This window comes from Rhizobium sp. AG207R, assembly GCF_027109195.1.
GTDB lineage: Bacteria > Pseudomonadota > Alphaproteobacteria > Rhizobiales > Rhizobiaceae > Rhizobium > Rhizobium dioscoreae.
The window spans coordinates 80,830-96,161 of the sequence record NZ_JAEPVT010000018.1 but is presented as its reverse complement, the minus strand read 5'-3'; the positions used below and the strand labels follow the sequence as shown (position 1 = coordinate 96,161).

The 15,332-nt window shown below is 60.6% G+C and carries 13 protein-coding genes; 5 read left to right on the top strand and 8 right to left on the bottom strand.

Annotation, left to right across the window (positions count from 1 at the left end):
• Positions 1 to 282: 282 nt before the first annotated feature.
• From JJQ51_RS31390 to JJQ51_RS31370, 5 genes are all read right to left on the bottom strand, one after another.
• A complete protein-coding gene (locus JJQ51_RS31390) occupies positions 283 to 2,286 on the bottom strand; it encodes an aldo/keto reductase (protein ID WP_113332421.1) in 2,004 nt (667 codons plus the stop codon).
• A 50-nt stretch (positions 2,287 to 2,336) separates the two neighbouring features.
• Positions 2,337 to 3,425 (bottom strand): ABC transporter ATP-binding protein, encoded by a 1,089-nt coding sequence (locus tag JJQ51_RS31385; protein ID WP_113354163.1) that lies wholly within the window; start codon positions 3,423 to 3,425, stop codon positions 2,337 to 2,339.
• 15 nt (positions 3,426 to 3,440) lie between these two features.
• A complete protein-coding gene (locus JJQ51_RS31380; protein WP_069615353.1) occupies positions 3,441 to 4,277 on the bottom strand; it encodes a carbohydrate ABC transporter permease in 837 nt (278 codons plus the stop codon).
• Positions 4,274 to 5,134, bottom strand: a complete 861-nt coding sequence (locus JJQ51_RS31375) for a carbohydrate ABC transporter permease (protein WP_069615394.1) — start codon at positions 5,132 to 5,134, stop codon at positions 4,274 to 4,276. The genes JJQ51_RS31380 and JJQ51_RS31375 overlap by 4 nt, the downstream gene beginning before the upstream one ends.
• A 177-nt stretch (positions 5,135 to 5,311) precedes the next feature.
• The gene (locus JJQ51_RS31370; RefSeq protein ID WP_269245745.1) at positions 5,312 to 6,586 is read right to left on the bottom strand and encodes an ABC transporter substrate-binding protein; all 1,275 of its coding nucleotides are present in this window, start codon (positions 6,584 to 6,586) and stop codon (positions 5,312 to 5,314) included.
• Positions 6,587 to 6,672: 86 nt separating this feature from the next.
• On the opposite strand from JJQ51_RS31370, the gene JJQ51_RS31365 reads away from it, so the two are divergent.
• Positions 6,673 to 7,626 carry a helix-turn-helix domain-containing protein gene (locus tag JJQ51_RS31365; RefSeq protein ID WP_233788792.1) on the top strand — a complete coding sequence of 318 codons (954 nt, stop codon included), beginning with the start codon at positions 6,673 to 6,675 and terminating at the stop codon, positions 7,624 to 7,626.
• 60 nt (positions 7,627 to 7,686) lie between these two features.
• Complete coding sequence (locus JJQ51_RS31360) at positions 7,687 to 8,457, top strand: TIM barrel protein (protein WP_113396098.1); 771 nt, start codon at positions 7,687 to 7,689, stop codon at positions 8,455 to 8,457.
• Between the two features lie 97 nt (positions 8,458 to 8,554).
• On the opposite strand, the gene copD is transcribed toward JJQ51_RS31360, so the two are convergent.
• Positions 8,555 to 9,439, bottom strand: coding sequence for a copper homeostasis membrane protein CopD (gene copD, locus JJQ51_RS31355; RefSeq protein WP_113396099.1), 885 nt, complete (start codon positions 9,437 to 9,439; stop codon positions 8,555 to 8,557).
• Between the two features lie 377 nt (positions 9,440 to 9,816).
• On the opposite strand from copD, the gene JJQ51_RS31350 reads away from it, so the two are divergent.
• Positions 9,817 to 10,590, top strand: a complete 774-nt coding sequence (locus tag JJQ51_RS31350; protein ID WP_113389918.1) for a metallophosphoesterase — start codon at positions 9,817 to 9,819, stop codon at positions 10,588 to 10,590.
• A gap of 7 nt (positions 10,591 to 10,597) precedes the next feature.
• Here JJQ51_RS31350 and JJQ51_RS31345 read toward each other — a convergent pair whose 3' ends face one another.
• Entirely contained in the window at positions 10,598 to 12,079 is a 1,482-nt protein-coding gene (locus tag JJQ51_RS31345) for an NAD-dependent succinate-semialdehyde dehydrogenase (protein ID WP_113389919.1), read from the bottom strand.
• A gap of 71 nt (positions 12,080 to 12,150) precedes the next feature.
• On the bottom strand, positions 12,151 to 13,422 hold the full coding sequence (locus tag JJQ51_RS31340; protein WP_269245744.1) for a 4-aminobutyrate--2-oxoglutarate transaminase: 1,272 nt from the start codon (positions 13,420 to 13,422) through the stop codon (positions 12,151 to 12,153).
• A gap of 222 nt (positions 13,423 to 13,644) precedes the next feature.
• Between JJQ51_RS31340 and JJQ51_RS31335 the strand changes: the two genes are divergently transcribed.
• Together JJQ51_RS31335 and JJQ51_RS31330 are read left to right on the top strand one after the other, a co-directional pair.
• Complete coding sequence (locus JJQ51_RS31335) at positions 13,645 to 14,475, top strand: MerR family transcriptional regulator (RefSeq protein WP_269245743.1); 831 nt, start codon at positions 13,645 to 13,647, stop codon at positions 14,473 to 14,475.
• Positions 14,476 to 14,558: 83 nt separating this feature from the next.
• On the top strand, positions 14,559 to 15,185 hold the full coding sequence (locus JJQ51_RS31330; RefSeq protein WP_095433486.1) for a ribonuclease D: 627 nt from the start codon (positions 14,559 to 14,561) through the stop codon (positions 15,183 to 15,185).
• Positions 15,186 to 15,332: the final 147 nt, after the last annotated feature.

Sequence of the window (15,332 nt, the reverse complement as noted above, 5' to 3'; positions counted from 1 at the left end):
TGTATGGCGCATTACCTGCCGTAAATCCCTTCTCCCTCGGGGAGAAGATGGCCCGAAGGGTCGGATGAGGGGGCTAATCGCCTCGACTCATTAGCCTTTATGCTCCGGGCGAATCCCCCTCATCCGCCTACCGGCACCTTTCCCCTCGGGGAGAAGGAGGTGCGCGGCAGTGGGCTCTTCCCATATGAAAACAGCCCATCCGGCATTTCGGATGGGCTGCTTTCATTTCGTATATCCAAGCTCAGCGGCCGACCGTGAACGTCATCAGCCGGCCGCCCCGTTTCAGCCCTCGAGCCACTTCACCTGCTCTGGCGTCAGCTTGATGTCGAGCGCCGAGAGGCTGTCTTCCAGCTCGGCGATCGTGCGCGGTCCGATCAGCGGTATCACAGGGAAGGGCTGTGCGACGACATAGGCAAGCGCGATATGGATCGGGTTGCGGCCGAGCTTCTGCGCCAGTTCGATCGCCCGATCGCGGCGGCCGAAATTGCGGTCGGAATACCAGACGCGGACCAATTCCTCGTCGTCGCGCTTGTCGCGGCCGGCGCGGTCGGTAAAGAAGCCGCGGCCCTGGCTCGACCAGGCGAAGTTCGGGATCTGCTTGGCATTGAGCCAGGCCTTCCACTCATCGTCCGAGGCGGCGATGCAGCCGGCCCAGATCGGGTCGAGCATTTCCGCCAGCGAGAAGTTGTTGGAAAGGGCAGCCGGTGCCGTCTTGCCGTTCTTCTCGGCATAGGCGATCGCCTCGTCGAAGCGGGCGCGCGTCCAGTTCGAGCCGCCGAAGATGCCGCGAATACGGCCGGCTTTCACCTCGGCATCCATGGCATCGACGAACTCGCCGACCGGAACGTCGGTATTGTCGCGGTGCATGAAGTAGATATCGACATAGTCGGTCTTTAGGCGGTTGAGGGACTGGTCGAGCTGCTTGGCGATCACATCCGGATAGCAGAGTGGTGAATGCGCACCCTTGCCGATCAGCACGATCTCCTCGCGCGGCACGCTGCGGCTGGTGTGCCAGTCGCCGAAGATGCTCTCCGTCTTGCCGCCACCATAGACATAGGCAGTGTCGAAGGCATTGCCGCCGGCTTCATAGAAGGCGTCGAGCGTCAGCGAGGCGGCTGCGAAATTTGGGAAGAATTCGAAGCCGAGCGTAACAAGCGATGCCGGCTTGGATATGCCGGGAATGCTGCGCTTCGGAATGCTGTTGCCCTTGGTGACGGTCCCGCCGGCGATGTTCTTCGTGCGCTTCGCTGCCTTCTCGATACTATATTCAAGGCCGATCGATGCGCGCCATTGGTCGAGCACCTTGAGGTTTCCGATCGAATCGGCCCAGCTGATGCCGGGATAGGCGAATTCCTTGTTTCCGGCGCCGATGGCATCGCCGGCCGCATCGACTTCGAAGGAATAGAGCCAGCGATCTTCCTTGACTTCGATCGTCTGGGTCTCGCCGCCCTTGATGACTTCGATCTTGCCGACACCGCCCTTGTGACCGGAGGCAAACCAGAAGTCCTTGACCTCGATACGGCCTTCGGAGCCGATGATGCGCAGCGTGTTGTCCTGATTGGCCATGATGGAGCAGGACACTTCGGCAATGATGTCGTTCGGGAACTTCAGGACGGCGGAGGCCCATTCGTCAACGCCGGTCTGACCGAGATGGCCGACGCCCGATACCTTTTCCGGATCGAGGAACGGCTTGCCGTCGACCGCGCCGGCAATCAGGCGGGCCATAGAGACCGGATAGCCGCCGACATCGAGAATGCCGCCGCCGGCAGTCTCATTGGCAAACAGCCGGTGTTCCGGATTGACCTTACCCATGTTGAAACCGAAGGAGGTGCGGATGATGCGCAACTCGCCAATCACGCCGCTCTTGACGAGCTCGATCAGTTTCGCCGTCTGCGGATGGACGCGATACATGAAGGCTTCGCCGGCGAAGACACCGGCCTTCTTGGCCTCGTAATAGATAGCTTCGGCATCGAAGGCAGAAAGCGCGATCGGCTTTTCGACGAGCACATGCTTGCCGGCACGGATCGCCTTGATCGCCCATTCGGCGTGGCCGGTATGCGGCGTGGCGATGTAGACGGCGTCGATTTCCTTGTCGGCGAGCAGGGCTTCATAACCATTGACGATGCGCGCGCCCGGGAAACCGTCGCCGAGACCCGGCTTGTCCGGGTTGCGGCTGGCGATGGCCACCAGCTTGCCGCTGCGGGAATGGGCGATACCATCGGCAAAAGTCTGTGCGATCCTGCCGGGGCCGATGATGCCCCAGCGGATTGGTGTCTCAGTAGTCATGGAACGATCCTTTCTAAATCTGCATGCTGTCTTGGGAGGATTGGCAGCGCCTATCGCAATCGGTTGCCGGCGCTGTCGAACAGGAATGTCTTTGTCGCCGAGAGCGCCACGGTGAGCTTGTCGCGGTTGCCCGTGTTGCGGGATTCCTCGCGCTCGATGACGATCTGCTCGCCGCCTTCGATATTGGCGTAGATGTAGCTGGTATTGCCGAGATGCTCTGCGACATCGACATCGACGGTCATGTCCACATCGCCGCGTCCGGCCTCGAGAAAATGTTCCGGGCGGACGCCGAGCGTCACCGGCTGGCCGACTTCCACCTTTGCCGAGGAGGCGGGCAACGTCAGGCGGATGTTGCGCTGGCCCTTGAGCACGACGGCGATGCGGCCCTGCTGATTGTCAGCCACTTCGGCCTGCAGGAAGTTCATTTTCGGCGAGCCGACGAAGCCTGCGACGAACTGGTTGGCCGGGTCGTCGTAAAGGTCCAGCGGCGCGCCTACCTGCTCGATATTGCCGCCGCGTAGCACGACGATCTTGTCGGCAAGCGTCATGGCTTCCGTCTGGTCGTGGGTGACGTAGATCATCGTCGTGCCGAGCTTCTTATGGAGGCGCGATATTTCGACGCGCATCTGCACGCGCAGCTCGGCATCGAGGTTGGACAGCGGCTCGTCGAACAGGAAGATCTGCGGCTCGCGCACGATGGCGCGGCCGATGGCGACGCGCTGGCGCTGGCCGCCGGAAAGCTGCTTCGGCCGGCGTTGCATGAGTTCCGTAATCTGCAGGATCTCGGCGGCCTGCTTGACGCGGCGGTCGGTATCGGCCTTCGGATTGCCGTTCATGCGCAGCCCGAAATTGAGGTTCTGCTCGACGGTCAGATGCGGGTAGAGGGCATAGGACTGGAAAACCATGGCGATACCGCGATCGGCCGGTTCCACGTCATTGACGATACGGCCACCGATCTTGAGCTCGCCGCCGGAAATATCCTCCAGCCCAGCGATCATGCGCAACAGCGTGGACTTGCCGCATCCGGACGGCCCGACGAAGACGACGAATTCGCCGTCCTTCACCTCGAGATTGGCGCCGTGGATGATTTCCAGCGAACCATAGCGTTTGACGATATTGGTGAGAGAAAGTTCAGCCATACGGATCTCCCGGAATTATTTGATTGCGCCGGCGGCAATGCCGGCGATGAAGTGGCGTTGCAGGAGAACGAAGATGATGAGAATCGGTGCCGTCAGCATTACGGCACCGGCCATGATGCCGCCCCAGGAGACCCTTGTGAGGCCGATCAGCGTTCCGAGCGCGACAGGCGCTGTCATCATCCCCGGCCGGGAGTTGATGAGCAGCGGCCAGAGATAGTTGTTCCAGGAAGCCAGGAACAGGATGATGGCGAGTGCTGCCATCGTCGGCCTTGCGAGCGGCAGGGCGATGCGCAGGAAGATCTGCCATTCCTTGACGCCCTCAACGCGGGCGGCATCAAAGAGTTCGCCCGGCATCATCGAGAAAGCCTGACGCATGAAGAGAACGCCGAGTGAGTTGAAGAGCGGCGGCACGATCAGCGCAACCCATGTGTTCGCCAGCCCGAAATCGCGCGCCACCATGATGAATTGCGGAATGATGACGACGGAGTAGGGCAGCGTGATGGTGCCGAGGATGATGCCGATGACGCCCGAACGGCCGGCGAACTGATAGCGCGCTAGCGCCCATCCGGCCATCGATGTCAGCAGCACCGACAGGAAGGTGTAGATGACCGCAACGACGATGGAGATCGTCATCGCGCCGACGAAGTTGGTGTCGGCCTGCAGGTTCCGGAAGTTGTCCATGAAACCCGTCGACGGTGTCAGGATGATACCGGGACTGAAAATGCCGTAATCGGGCATGGTGGAGAAGACGAACATCATCCAGAGCGGAAACAGCCAGATGATGGCGAGCGGCGCCAGCAGGCCATGCAAGGCGATCGAGCGGATCAGAGTGGATCTGGATTTTGATTTCATTTCGGTTCGCGCCCCACCCAGAGATTGAGAAGAGAGATGACGACCGCAAGCGCCGCCATCGTATAGGCGATCGCCGAGGCATAGCCGAAGTTGGTCGACTGGAAAGCCTGGCGATAGAGCAGCAGACCGAGCGTTTCCGTCCCGCCGCCGGGGCCGCCTCTGTTGGTGATCAGATATGGTTCGGTGAAGAGCTGCATGGTGCCGATGACGGACAGGACCACGCAGAACAGGATGATCGGCTTCAGGAGTGGCAGTGTGATATGGATGAACTGCTTGAAGCGGCTGACGCGGTCGAGGGTTGCGGCCTCATAAACATCCTCCGGGATCGATTGCAGCCCGGACAGAATGATGATGGCGTTGTAACCCGCCCAGCGCCAGGTGACGGCGATAACGATGAGCACCATGGCGGCGTGGGAATCGGCGAACCACGACACCGGCGCGATGCCCACACTGCCGAGCAGCTTGTTGATGATGCCGAAATCGACGTTGAACATCAGGCGGAAGACCGCGGCATAGGCGACCTCGCCAACGACGACGGGCGCGAAGAAAGCGAAGCGGAAAATGCCACGGGCCTTCAACAGCGGTGAGTTCAGCAGCACCGCCATGACCGTGGCGAGTGTGATCATGACCGGCACCTGGACGATCAGGATAATCAACGTGTTTTCAAGCGCGTTGTAGAATGCCGGATCACCGAACAGCCGCCCCCAATTGAGCGACAGATTGAAGGTCCACGGATTAACACGGGTATTCTGGAACGAGATCAGAAACGAATCGATGATCGGCCAGACCCAGAAAGCGGCGAATACCAGAAGATAGGGTGCAAGGAACGCATAGGCGCTCCGGTTTCGCAACCGCATGAAAGCCTTCTCCTTTATGCGCAGAAAAATGATGCGTAACATCACATCCCCGCCGCCCTCTAGAGCGTGACGCCGAAAAGTGTAGGCGATTTTCGGACGACGCCGCGCTCTGCTTCTTTGATTCTAGAGCGGCGGGGATGCCGGGCGCGGCTTGGGAGGCACGCCCGGTGGTGTCAATCATTTCGCGAGCGGCAGGCCCGTCGCCGAGGCGATCTGCTGGGCCGCGTCGTCGAGCGCAGCCTTGCCGTTTGGATATCCGCCGGCAAGATATTTCGTCTGAACGGCTTTGATGATCTCATCGGCGTCGCTGAAATACTGGGTACCTGGGCTCGGGTGGATTTTCGGCAGGGTGGCGAGGATATCGGCCCAGACCTTTTGCCCACCCCAATAGGGCTGCGGTTCGTTGACGAAGGGATCCTTGACCGCCGTCAACAGCGACGGCACGAGACCGAAGGACTTCAGCATCGTCACCTGGCCCTCATTGGTGCCAAGCGTGTATTCAAGGAATTTCCAGGCGGCTTCCTTGTGCTTGGAGCCACTGGCGATTGCGAGCGAGGAACCGCCAAGATTGGCTGCATGCGGGCCGTCAGCCGTCATGCTCGGCATCGGATAGACGCCCCATTTGCCGGCGAGATCCGGCGAGGTGGAGCGGACGGTGCCTTCATACCAGCCGCCATAGAGCTGCGATGCCACCTTACTTGCAGTGTTCGCCTGAATTTTCTCGTTCCAGTTCGCCGCGGTCATCAGGCCCGCGTCCTTGATCTCCTTCACCTTGTCCAGTGCCTTGACGCAGCCGGGCTGGTTGACGGTGATGCTCTGGCTGTCGCTCGAAAAATAGCCGCAACCCTGTTCGTTGGCGAGCATGCGGAACCATTCGCTGTCGCCGTTTAGATCGGCCTGCGTCATGACCACACCAGGATTAGCGGCGGAGATCTTCTTACCGGCGGCGATGAAATCGTCCCAGGTCTTGATCGTTGCCGGATCGACGCCGGCCTTTTCATACATGTCGCGGCGATAGAACAAGGTGACCGGACCGGAGTCCCACGGCATGGCGTAGGCGGCATCGCCGACTTCAAGCTCGGCGCGCTTGAAATCCGGGAACTGCTTCTTCAGCTCGTCGTTGTAGCCAAGCTTCGTGAGATCGGTCAGGCAGTCCGGAAAGCGGTTCCAGAAGATCGAAGCCTTGTGGTTTTCGATCGACATGACGTCAGGCAGGCCGTCGCCGCCGGCGGCGCAAGCGGCCAGCATCTTGTCGAAGACCTGCGGGTTGCCGATGTCTTGAACCTCGACCTTGATGTCAGGATATTTCTTGTTGAACCCCTCGACTGTGGACTTCAGCGCCGATGCGGCGATGTTCCAGCTCCAGACCGTAATGGTGGTTTGCTCAGCAAAGGCAGAACCGGAAGCGAGCAGGGCAGCAAGGGCCGTCGCTCCAGCAAGTTTTAAACGCATTGAAAATCCTCCCTTTTCAATTGCCGTCCTCAAGAGAACACGCTTAAACTAGCTGTCGGTACGCTTCTGTCTCCTAAAAAAGGAACATCGACTTGGCGAAAAGTAAGGTGGGTCAACGGGCGGTTTATCAGCCGGGGGCGAGCAGTGTCGAAGGGCTCCCAAACGTCCTGCAGATGTTTCATAACCACCCGTTGCCGATGGCAAAGCCGCATTGGCACGCGCAGGTGGAAGTCAATTACATCGTCCGCGGCACCGTGCATTACCGCATCGGCGATCACGAGCTTACTTTGAGAGCCGGCGAGATCTGCCTTTTCTGGGGTGGCCAACCGCATCAGCTGGACGAGCTGTCGGAAGATTCGATCTATGCGGGCGCGCATCTGCCGCTTGTGCATTTCTTCCGCCTGCGGCTGCCGCTCGATATTTCCGGTCGCCTCATTCGCGGGCAGGCGCTGATAAGCTCGGCGACCGATGCCGCAGACGACGAAAATTTCGCCCGATGGCATCGTTATGTCATGTCCGAGGACGGCGCCAAGGCCGAACATGCCGTCGCGGAACTTCTCCTGCGCCTGGAGCGCATCGCTTTCGAGCCCTATCGCATGGTGCCGGAGAAGCAGGAAAATCTGACCAACGATCAGGCCCATCCGCAATCCTCGCGCAGCCTGGCGCGCATGTGCGATTTCATCGCCGATAATTTTCTGCACGACATCGATACCGTCGATATCGCCAAGGCGGCGCATCTCCATCCGAAATACGCGATGAACCTCTTCAAGAAATCCACCGGCATGACGTTGGCGAAATATGTGAACCTGCTGCGCCTGTCGCGCGCCCAGGCGATGCTGATGCGGGACGGCGCCAATGTGCTGCAGGTGGCGATGGATAGTGGCTTCGGCTCGATCAGCGCCTTCAACAAATCCTTCCGCCATATTGCCGGCATGACGCCTTCCGATTTCCGCCGCGACATGCGCGTGCTGTCGGCAATGAATGTCGAAGCCATCAAGCCTTCGATGCATCGACCGCCACAGCAACATTATCGTTCGTGAGACTTGCAGTCATGGGCGATCTCGCGCATTGCTCCTCACCGATTGAGGGAGGAGTATCTCATGCGGCAGTTTTCAGCTTGTATCGAATGGTTGTTTGCACGCGACGGCGATGCCTTTGCCGATCGTGTCCGGCTGGCACATGCCGCGGGGCTCGATGCGGTCGAATTCTGGCACTGGACTAACAAGGACCTGGACGCGATCGCGGCTGCCGTAGCCGAGACCGGCATTGCCGTGTCCGGCCTCGTCGCGGAGCCGATGATCGCGCTGACGAATCCGGCAAACAAAGAGGCGTGGCTGACGGGGTTGCGAGAGTCCGTTGCTGTCGCCCAACGTCTCGGCGCGCCGGTGCTGATCGCGCAGGCCGGCGATGATCTGGCGGAGTTTTCTCGTGCCGACCAGAGGGCGGCCATCGTCGCCACCCTCCGTGCCGGTGCCGATATTCTCGAAGGATCGGGCGTGCGGCTTGGCCTCGAGCCGCTGAACACAAAGATAGACCATGCCGGCTACTATCTGTCCTCGACCGCGGAAGGCCTCGATATCGTCGATGAGGTCGACCGCCCGGAAGTGGGCATCGTCTACGATCTCTATCATTCGGCCGTCATGGGCGAGGATACGCGTGAGGTCGTCGGCGATCAAATCGACCGCATCATCCATCTCCATGTTGCCGATCATCCCGGCCGTAACGACCCCGGCACTGGCCATATCGATCTGACGAAGCGGCTGGATTGGCTATACGCCCAAGGCTATCGTGGCAGGGTGGGTCTGGAATACAAACCGGCGACGCAAGATCCGGCGGCCGTTCGCGCTGTGGTGAAATCGCTCGGCGGTTAGAGCGATTCCAGGAAAAGTGCGTAGCGGTTTTCCCTCAGGAACTGCGTAAAACAAGGAGATAGAGCATTTTCGCGATTCGAAGAAAAGCGAAACGGCTCTAGACCGGCTCCAGCATGCCGAAGACGGCAACGAGCCCGATGACGACAATGCCGATGCCGATCTCGGCGATGCTTCCAAGCCGGAGGGCCAGCAGCGCGCGAGCCGGCTTGCGGCCGATCCAGGGAACGAAGACGTAGCGGTTGATGATGGCCAGCATCGCCATGACGGCGACCAGCGCGATCTTGATGGCAAGCAACTTCTGATAGGACGAAGACCAGTCCGTCGGCAGGCGTTTCAGGATCAGCAGCGTATTGACGATACCGGAGAGGATGACGAGCGCGACTGCTATGTGCCCGGCATTGGAGAACCGGCGCAACGCCACTTGCGCTTCCGCCCGGCATTCCGGCCGCCCGAGAAGCTTGAGTATAGGGATCAGCGGCACCAGCGCCCCCAGCCAGCCACCACCTGCAAGCACATGCAGGATATCATTGGCCCGGTGCGCCTGCCGCGCCCAGCCTTCCAGCATCGAGGCATGCCCGGTCAGTGACAGCGAGGCGAGCCCGAGGCCGGCGCCCAGGGTCAGCCCATGGCGGCGCCGGCTCTGCGGCAACAGCAAGGTGCAAACCATCACGATGGCCGCCAGCACTTGTGCCTGCCATGCAATCCCGACCGTGGTTTCGAAAACCACGTCATGCATCATGTCGGCATTGAGCGCATCGCTCCAGCCGTTGCCGATATTCGCCGTCGTCACCGGCAATGCGGCCAGTGCCGTTAAAACCGCAATCGCAACAATCAGCAAAAGCGGTTTTGCAGCTATACGCCAGACGGTGTCGGCAAGCGCTCTCGGCACGAACAGAGATAGATAGGCACAGGCGCCCCATAGAAACATCAGGGACGCGTCATGCAGGAAGCGGCAGAGTTGGAGCGCTGTCGTCGTTTCCATCAGGGTTTCACGATAAGTTTACAGGCGCCATGAATGGTACGTTCCAATTTGAGGCATGTTGTTTGCGTCGGCAATCCGGCAGCCAATATGCTGAAGCTGCCCGGCACTCATGTTTTTTCGGGTTGAACGGCGGGAATTTCTCGCGCCGACGTGGTCAGCGCGATAAGATTGCGGATACGCACTGTCAACTTTCTCCATGCATAAAGGCGCCGTTCGGGACGCTTTGCCGCAAGGCGGGTTGGTGTCGCAGGCCGAGGTCTGCCGTGGAACCATCATCAGCGATGATTTCCGCCTTTCTGGCAAAGAATCGTCGCTTTTGAGTCCTTTTTGCAGACACAGTTGAGGCGTTCCGGGGTGTACGCTCGAAAGGCAGTTTCATGGCGGCATCCAGGATACGCGAAAAAATGGCCAATGGCTTTGGCCACCGTCGGCGCCGGGAGTGGCTCGAAAATCTCGACATGCCCACCTACGTCATCGGTGATGTCCACGGCCGTTACGATCTCCTCAGTGCACTGGAGCGCAAGATTTTTGCAGACGCGGCGGGGCTTCCCGGCCGAAAGCTCATCATCATGCTGGGGGATTTCATCGATCGTGGTCCCGCGTCGGCGCAGGTGGTCGGCCGCCTCATGGCGCCGCCGCCGAACGGTTTCGACCGCATATGCCTCACCGGCAATCATGAGATGGCGATGCTAGCCTATGTCGATGGTGAGATATCGCTCGAGGATTGGGTGGCGCTTGGCGGTGATGCGACACTCGCCTCCTATGGCGTGGATATCCCTCGTCTACAGCAGTTATATCCCAAGCGGAAGAAGCTCGATACGTTCATCCGAACCTGGCTGCCGGACGATCATGTCAATTTCCTGCGCCGCCTGCCGATCCTGCTGGACACGCCGAAGGCCTTGTTCGTCCATGCCGGCATCGATCCGGATCGGTCGATTGCCGATCAGCAAGACGACGACCTCGTCTTCATCCGCTCCCGCTTCTACGACAGCGCACAGCCACTGCCGAAGTTGATTATCCACGGCCACACGCCAGTCCAGCGGGCCGAAGTCAATGGTCTCAGGCTCAATCTCGATACTGGAGCCTTCTACAGCGACCGGCTGAGCGCGGCCCGGCTGTGGCAGGGCCGCATTCACATCACCTCAACCTGATAGCCGGCTATAGATTGCCGATGCAGAGGTATTTCATTTCCAGATAGTCGTCGGCGCCGTGGCGCGAGCCTTCGCGGCCAAGGCCGGATTGCTTGATGCCGCCGAAGGGTGCCGTTTCCGACGACATCAGGCCGGTATTGATGCCGACCATGCCGTATTCCAGCGCTTCCGCCACGCGCCACACCTTCTTCAGGTCGCCGGCGAAGAAATAGGCCGCAAGGCCGAATTCGGTATCGTTCGCCTGTGCGATGACATCCTCGGCGGTGTCGAAGCGGAAGAGCGGTGCAACTGGACCGAATGTTTCCTCGCGGGCAACCTTCATGCTCCGGTCGACACCGGTCAGGATGGTCGGAGCGAAGAATGTGCCGGTGCCTTCTATGCGCTTGCCGCCGAGCACGACGCGAGCACCCTTTGAGACGGCATCCCGCACATGGTCTTCGGCCTTGGCGACACCCTGTTCGTCGATCAGCGGCCCAACGGTCACGCCCGGCTTGAAGCCGTCGCCCACGTTAAGTTCGCCGACCTTCGCGGCAAGCTTGGCGGCAAAGGCGTCGTAAACGCTGGATTGCACATAGATGCGGTTGGCGCAGACACAGGTCTGACCGGCATTGCGGTATTTCGAAGCCATGGCCCCCTCGACGGCGGCGTCGAGATCGGCGTCATCGAAGACGATGAAGGGCGCATTGCCGCCAAGCTCGAGGCTGACCTTCTTAATCTGGTCGGCGCACTGGCGCATCAGGATGCGGCCGACCTCCGTCGAGCCAGTGAAGCTGATCTTGCGCACCTTCGCATTGCCGCAGAGTTCGCGGCCGATGGCCGGGCCGTCAAGGCCGACGATGATGTTGAGGACGCCAGCGGGAATGCCCGCTTCTTCGGCAAGCACGGCCAGCGCGATCGCCGTCAGCGGCGTCTGCTCGGCGGGCTTCGAGACGACGGTGCAGCCGACGGCAAGGGCCGGCGCGATCTTGCGGGCGATCATGGCGGCCGGGAAGTTCCATGGCGTGATCGTGCCGACGACGCCGACCGGCTGCTTGATGACGACCATGCGCTTGTCGTTCGAAGGCGCGGGGATGGTTTCGCCATAGATGCGCTTGGCCTCCTCCGCGTACCATTCGACATAGGAGGCGGCGTAGAGGATTTCGCCTCTGGCTTCCGGCAGCGGCTTGCCCATTTCGGCCGTCAGGATCGCCGCCAGCTCATCGGCGTTGGCGATCATGAGATCGAACCATTTGCGTAAGGTTGCTGCTCGTTCCTTGGCAGGACGGGCGGCCCAGGTGACTTGGGCGATATAGGCGGCATCGATGGCGGCCGCCGTCTCGGCAGCGCCCATATCCGGCAGCGAGGCAAGCACTTCGCCGGTCGCGGGATTGATGACATCGAAGGTCTTCGTCGCCCCGCCGCCCGTCCAGGCGCCATTGATATAGCCGGCGGCGCGCAGGAGGCGCGAAGAGAAGGGAACATGCTTGGTCATTGCTGTTGTAAAGGACATGCTATGCACTCCGATAGATTTTGCCCGGCAGGCTGCACGGACGGATAAGGGAAATACGCGGGTCGGCTTCGTTAATGCGAGGCGCTCGCCTCGATCAGCGATGCTTCGAGAATGTCGAGGGCTTCGCTGAAGATGCCGTCCTGAATGGTGATCGGCGACAGGAAGCGGATGACATTGCCAAAGACGCCGCAGGTCAAAACGATCAGCCCCTTGTCGAGCGCGATCAGCCGCACCTTGTTGGCGAAATCAGCGCTCGGCAGCTTGGTCGCCGTATCATTGAATTCCACCGCATTCATGAAGCCGGGGCCGCGGATATCAGCAATTTCAGGCACCTTGTCGCGCAGCGATTCCAGCCGCTGTTTCAGGCGCGAGCCGAGCTGGTTGGCGCGGTCGCACAGGCCCTCGTCTGCGATAACGTCGAGTACTGCATGGGCTGCGGCGATGCCGAGCGGATTGCCGCCATAGGTGCCGCCAAGGCCGCCTGGAGCGGGTGCATCCATGATCTCGGCGCGGCCGGTGACGGCGGCAAGCGGGAAGCCGCCGGCGAGGCTCTTTGCCATGGTAACGAGATCGGCCGCCACCTCATGGTGATCCATCGCAAACATCTTGCCGGTGCGCGCAAAGCCGGTCTGTACCTCGTCGGCGATCAGGAGAATGCCGTGCTGGTCGCAGATTTCGCGCAGCGCCTTCATGAAGGCTGACGGCGCCGGATAGAAGCCGCCTTCGCCCTGGACGGGCTCGAGGATGATGGCGGCCACGCGCTGCGGATCGACATCGGCTGCAAAGAGCTTTTTCAGCGTCGCCAGCGACTGCTCGACACTGATGCCGTGCAGCGGCACGGGGAAGGGCGCATGGAAGACATCGCCCGGCATCGAGCCGAAGCCGATCTTGTAGGGCGTGACCTTGCCGGTCAGCGCCATGCCCATAAAGGTACGGCCATGGAAGCCGCCGCCGAAAGCGATGATGGCGGAGCGGCCGGTGGCGGCGCGGGCGATCTTCACGGCGTTTTCGACCGCTTCCGCGCCTGTCGTCACGAAGATCGTCTTCTTGGCGAAATCGCCGGGGACGATCGCGTTCAGCCGCTCGGCCAGATGAACATAGCTCTCATAGGGTACGACCTGGTGGCAGGTATGCGTGAAGCGATCGAGCTGTTCCTTGACGGCAGCAATGACGCGGGGATGACGATGGCCCGTATTCACCACGGCGATGCCGGAGGCAAAATCGATATAGCGATTGCCTTCCTTGTCCCAGATCTCGGCGTTTTCAGCGCGGTCGGCGTAGATCTGCGTCGTCATGCCGACGCCGCGAGAAATGGCGGCGTTCTTCCGCTCGGTCAGGATCATTGCAGGGGCTCCCAGGAAGGCGTTTTCGAATTATCTTGCAGAAGTTCTGCAAGTTATTTAGAAAACTCCTACATTTTTCCTGCAAGATTTCAAGCGGGATTTTGTGCGGGTGACAAGAATGTGCGAAAGGCTCCCATGGAGCGCCGCGCGGCTTTTAAGGCGCGCTAAGCCGCGCCATCCATGCTAAACGGATCGAAAGACGAAAATCAGGGATATTGGCAAATGAGCAGCATCGAGCCGGAGCGCTACCCCGTGCGCTACAAGGTGGCGGAAGCGGCGCGTCTTGCCGGCGTATCGGCCTCCACCTTGCGCCTATGGGAAAGCCAGGGGCTTGTCGTCCCCTCCCGCTCCGAGACCGGGCACCGCCAGTACAGCGCCGACGACGTGGCGCGGCTGAAGCGCATCTCCTGGTTCCGCGCCGAGCGTGGCCTCAATCCGGCGGCGATTCGCGAAGCGCTCGAGATGGAGGAGGGCGGTGCCGCCGGATCGGAGAATGGCGAGCAACTGGCCTCTTCGGATATCGGCCGCAGACTTCGCTCGCTGCGCCACGCCGCCGGCAAGACGCTGGAGCAAGTCGCCGCCGACATGGGCATGACGTCGTCGACGCTCTCGACCCTGGAGCGCACCTCGCAGGGTGTCAGTTTCAATACGCTGCATGACCTCGCGGATTATTATGGCACAACGGTATCGCGCCTGTCTGGTGAGGAGCGCGAGGATGTTCCCGCACTCATCCGGTCAGGCGAATGGCGTTCCTGGCCAGCGACGACGCCGGGCGTCACTGTCCAGCTTCTTGCCGAAGGACCGACGATGATGGATTGCCATCGCTTCGTGCTCGCGCCAGGTGCGACAAGCGAAGGCGCCTATCGGCACGAGGGAGAAGAGTTCATCCATGTTCTCGCCGGTCGCCTGGAACTGGTGCTCGACAGCGATCAATTCTTCGATCTACTGCCGGGAGATTCGCTTTATTTTGAAAGCCGCCGTTATCATTCCTGGCGCAACCGCCATGATGGTGAGACCATATTGCTCTGGATCAATACGCCGCCGACTTTTTGACAGGCGCCGGTATGGTTCTCACCCCGTCTGTTCTATAGAACGGACGAAAAGCGAATTCAGAAGGACAGAGCCGGGAGAATCTCATGGCTGCCACCATCCGTTATCACGAAGGCGATATTTCCACTGAGGATGCCGCACGCTACACCGGCGCTATTGCCATCGATACCGAAACTCTCGGCCTCGTTCCACGCCGTGACCGGCTTTGCCTCGTGCAGCTTTCGCCCGGCGACGGCACGGCCGATATCATCCGCATCGCCGCCGGTCAGAAGCAGGCGCCCAATCTCGTCGCCATGCTCGCCGACCCGACGCATCAGAAGATCTTTCATTACGGCCGCTTCGACATCGCCGTCCTGTTTCATACGTTTGGCGTCACCACGACCCCGGTCTTCTGCACCAAGATCGCCTCGCGCCTCTGCCGCACCTATACCGACCGTCACGGCCTGAAGGACAATCTCAAGGAGATGTTGGACGTCGATATCTCAAAGGCGCAGCAGTCGTCGGATTGGGCCGCGGAAACGCTGTCCCCGGCGCAGCTCGAATATGCTGCCTCCGACGTACTCTATCTCCACGCGTTGCGCGAGAAGCTGACCCAGCGCCTGCTGCGCGACGGCCGCATGGACTATGCCGATGATTGCTTCGCATTCCTGCCGACGCGTGCCAAGCTCGACCTTCTCGGCTGGGAAGAGGCGGATATCTTCGCGCATAGCTGATTGCTTCGCTTGCGACAGGAATTCCTGAGCCGGTGCTGCGCAAGCGGCATCGGCTCCTTTATTTAGGGATATGTTAAGGACTTGACTGCTATTTTGCGGATGATTTCCAGGTCTGCGCGTTCGCGCCTCGCCAATTCGGCCACTCGG

Excerpts from the sequence above, each read along its gene's own strand:
- JJQ51_RS31370 (WP_269245745.1), bottom strand. The coding sequence starts at position 6,586 with ATGCGTTTAAAACTTGCTGGAGCGACGGCCCTTGCTGCCCTGCTCGCT.
- JJQ51_RS31385 (WP_113354163.1), bottom strand. The coding sequence starts at position 3,425 with ATGGCTGAACTTTCTCTCACCAATATCGTCAAACGCTATGGTTCGCTG.
- copD (WP_113396099.1), bottom strand. The coding sequence starts at position 9,439 with ATGGAAACGACGACAGCGCTCCAACTCTGCCGCTTCCTGCATGACGCG.
- JJQ51_RS31360 (WP_113396098.1), top strand. The coding sequence starts at position 7,687 with ATGCGGCAGTTTTCAGCTTGTATCGAATGGTTGTTTGCACGCGACGGC.
- JJQ51_RS31335 (WP_269245743.1), top strand. The coding sequence starts at position 13,645 with ATGAGCAGCATCGAGCCGGAGCGCTACCCCGTGCGCTACAAGGTGGCG.
- JJQ51_RS31390 (WP_113332421.1), bottom strand. The coding sequence starts at position 2,286 with ATGACTACTGAGACACCAATCCGCTGGGGCATCATCGGCCCCGGCAGG.
- JJQ51_RS31330 (WP_095433486.1), top strand. The coding sequence starts at position 14,559 with ATGGCTGCCACCATCCGTTATCACGAAGGCGATATTTCCACTGAGGAT.
- JJQ51_RS31340 (WP_269245744.1), bottom strand. The coding sequence starts at position 13,422 with ATGATCCTGACCGAGCGGAAGAACGCCGCCATTTCTCGCGGCGTCGGC.
- JJQ51_RS31345 (WP_113389919.1), bottom strand. The coding sequence starts at position 12,079 with ATGTCCTTTACAACAGCAATGACCAAGCATGTTCCCTTCTCTTCGCGC.
- JJQ51_RS31380 (WP_069615353.1), bottom strand. The coding sequence starts at position 4,277 with ATGAAATCAAAATCCAGATCCACTCTGATCCGCTCGATCGCCTTGCAT.
- JJQ51_RS31375 (WP_069615394.1), bottom strand. The coding sequence starts at position 5,134 with ATGCGGTTGCGAAACCGGAGCGCCTATGCGTTCCTTGCACCCTATCTT.
- JJQ51_RS31350 (WP_113389918.1), top strand. The coding sequence starts at position 9,817 with ATGGCGGCATCCAGGATACGCGAAAAAATGGCCAATGGCTTTGGCCAC.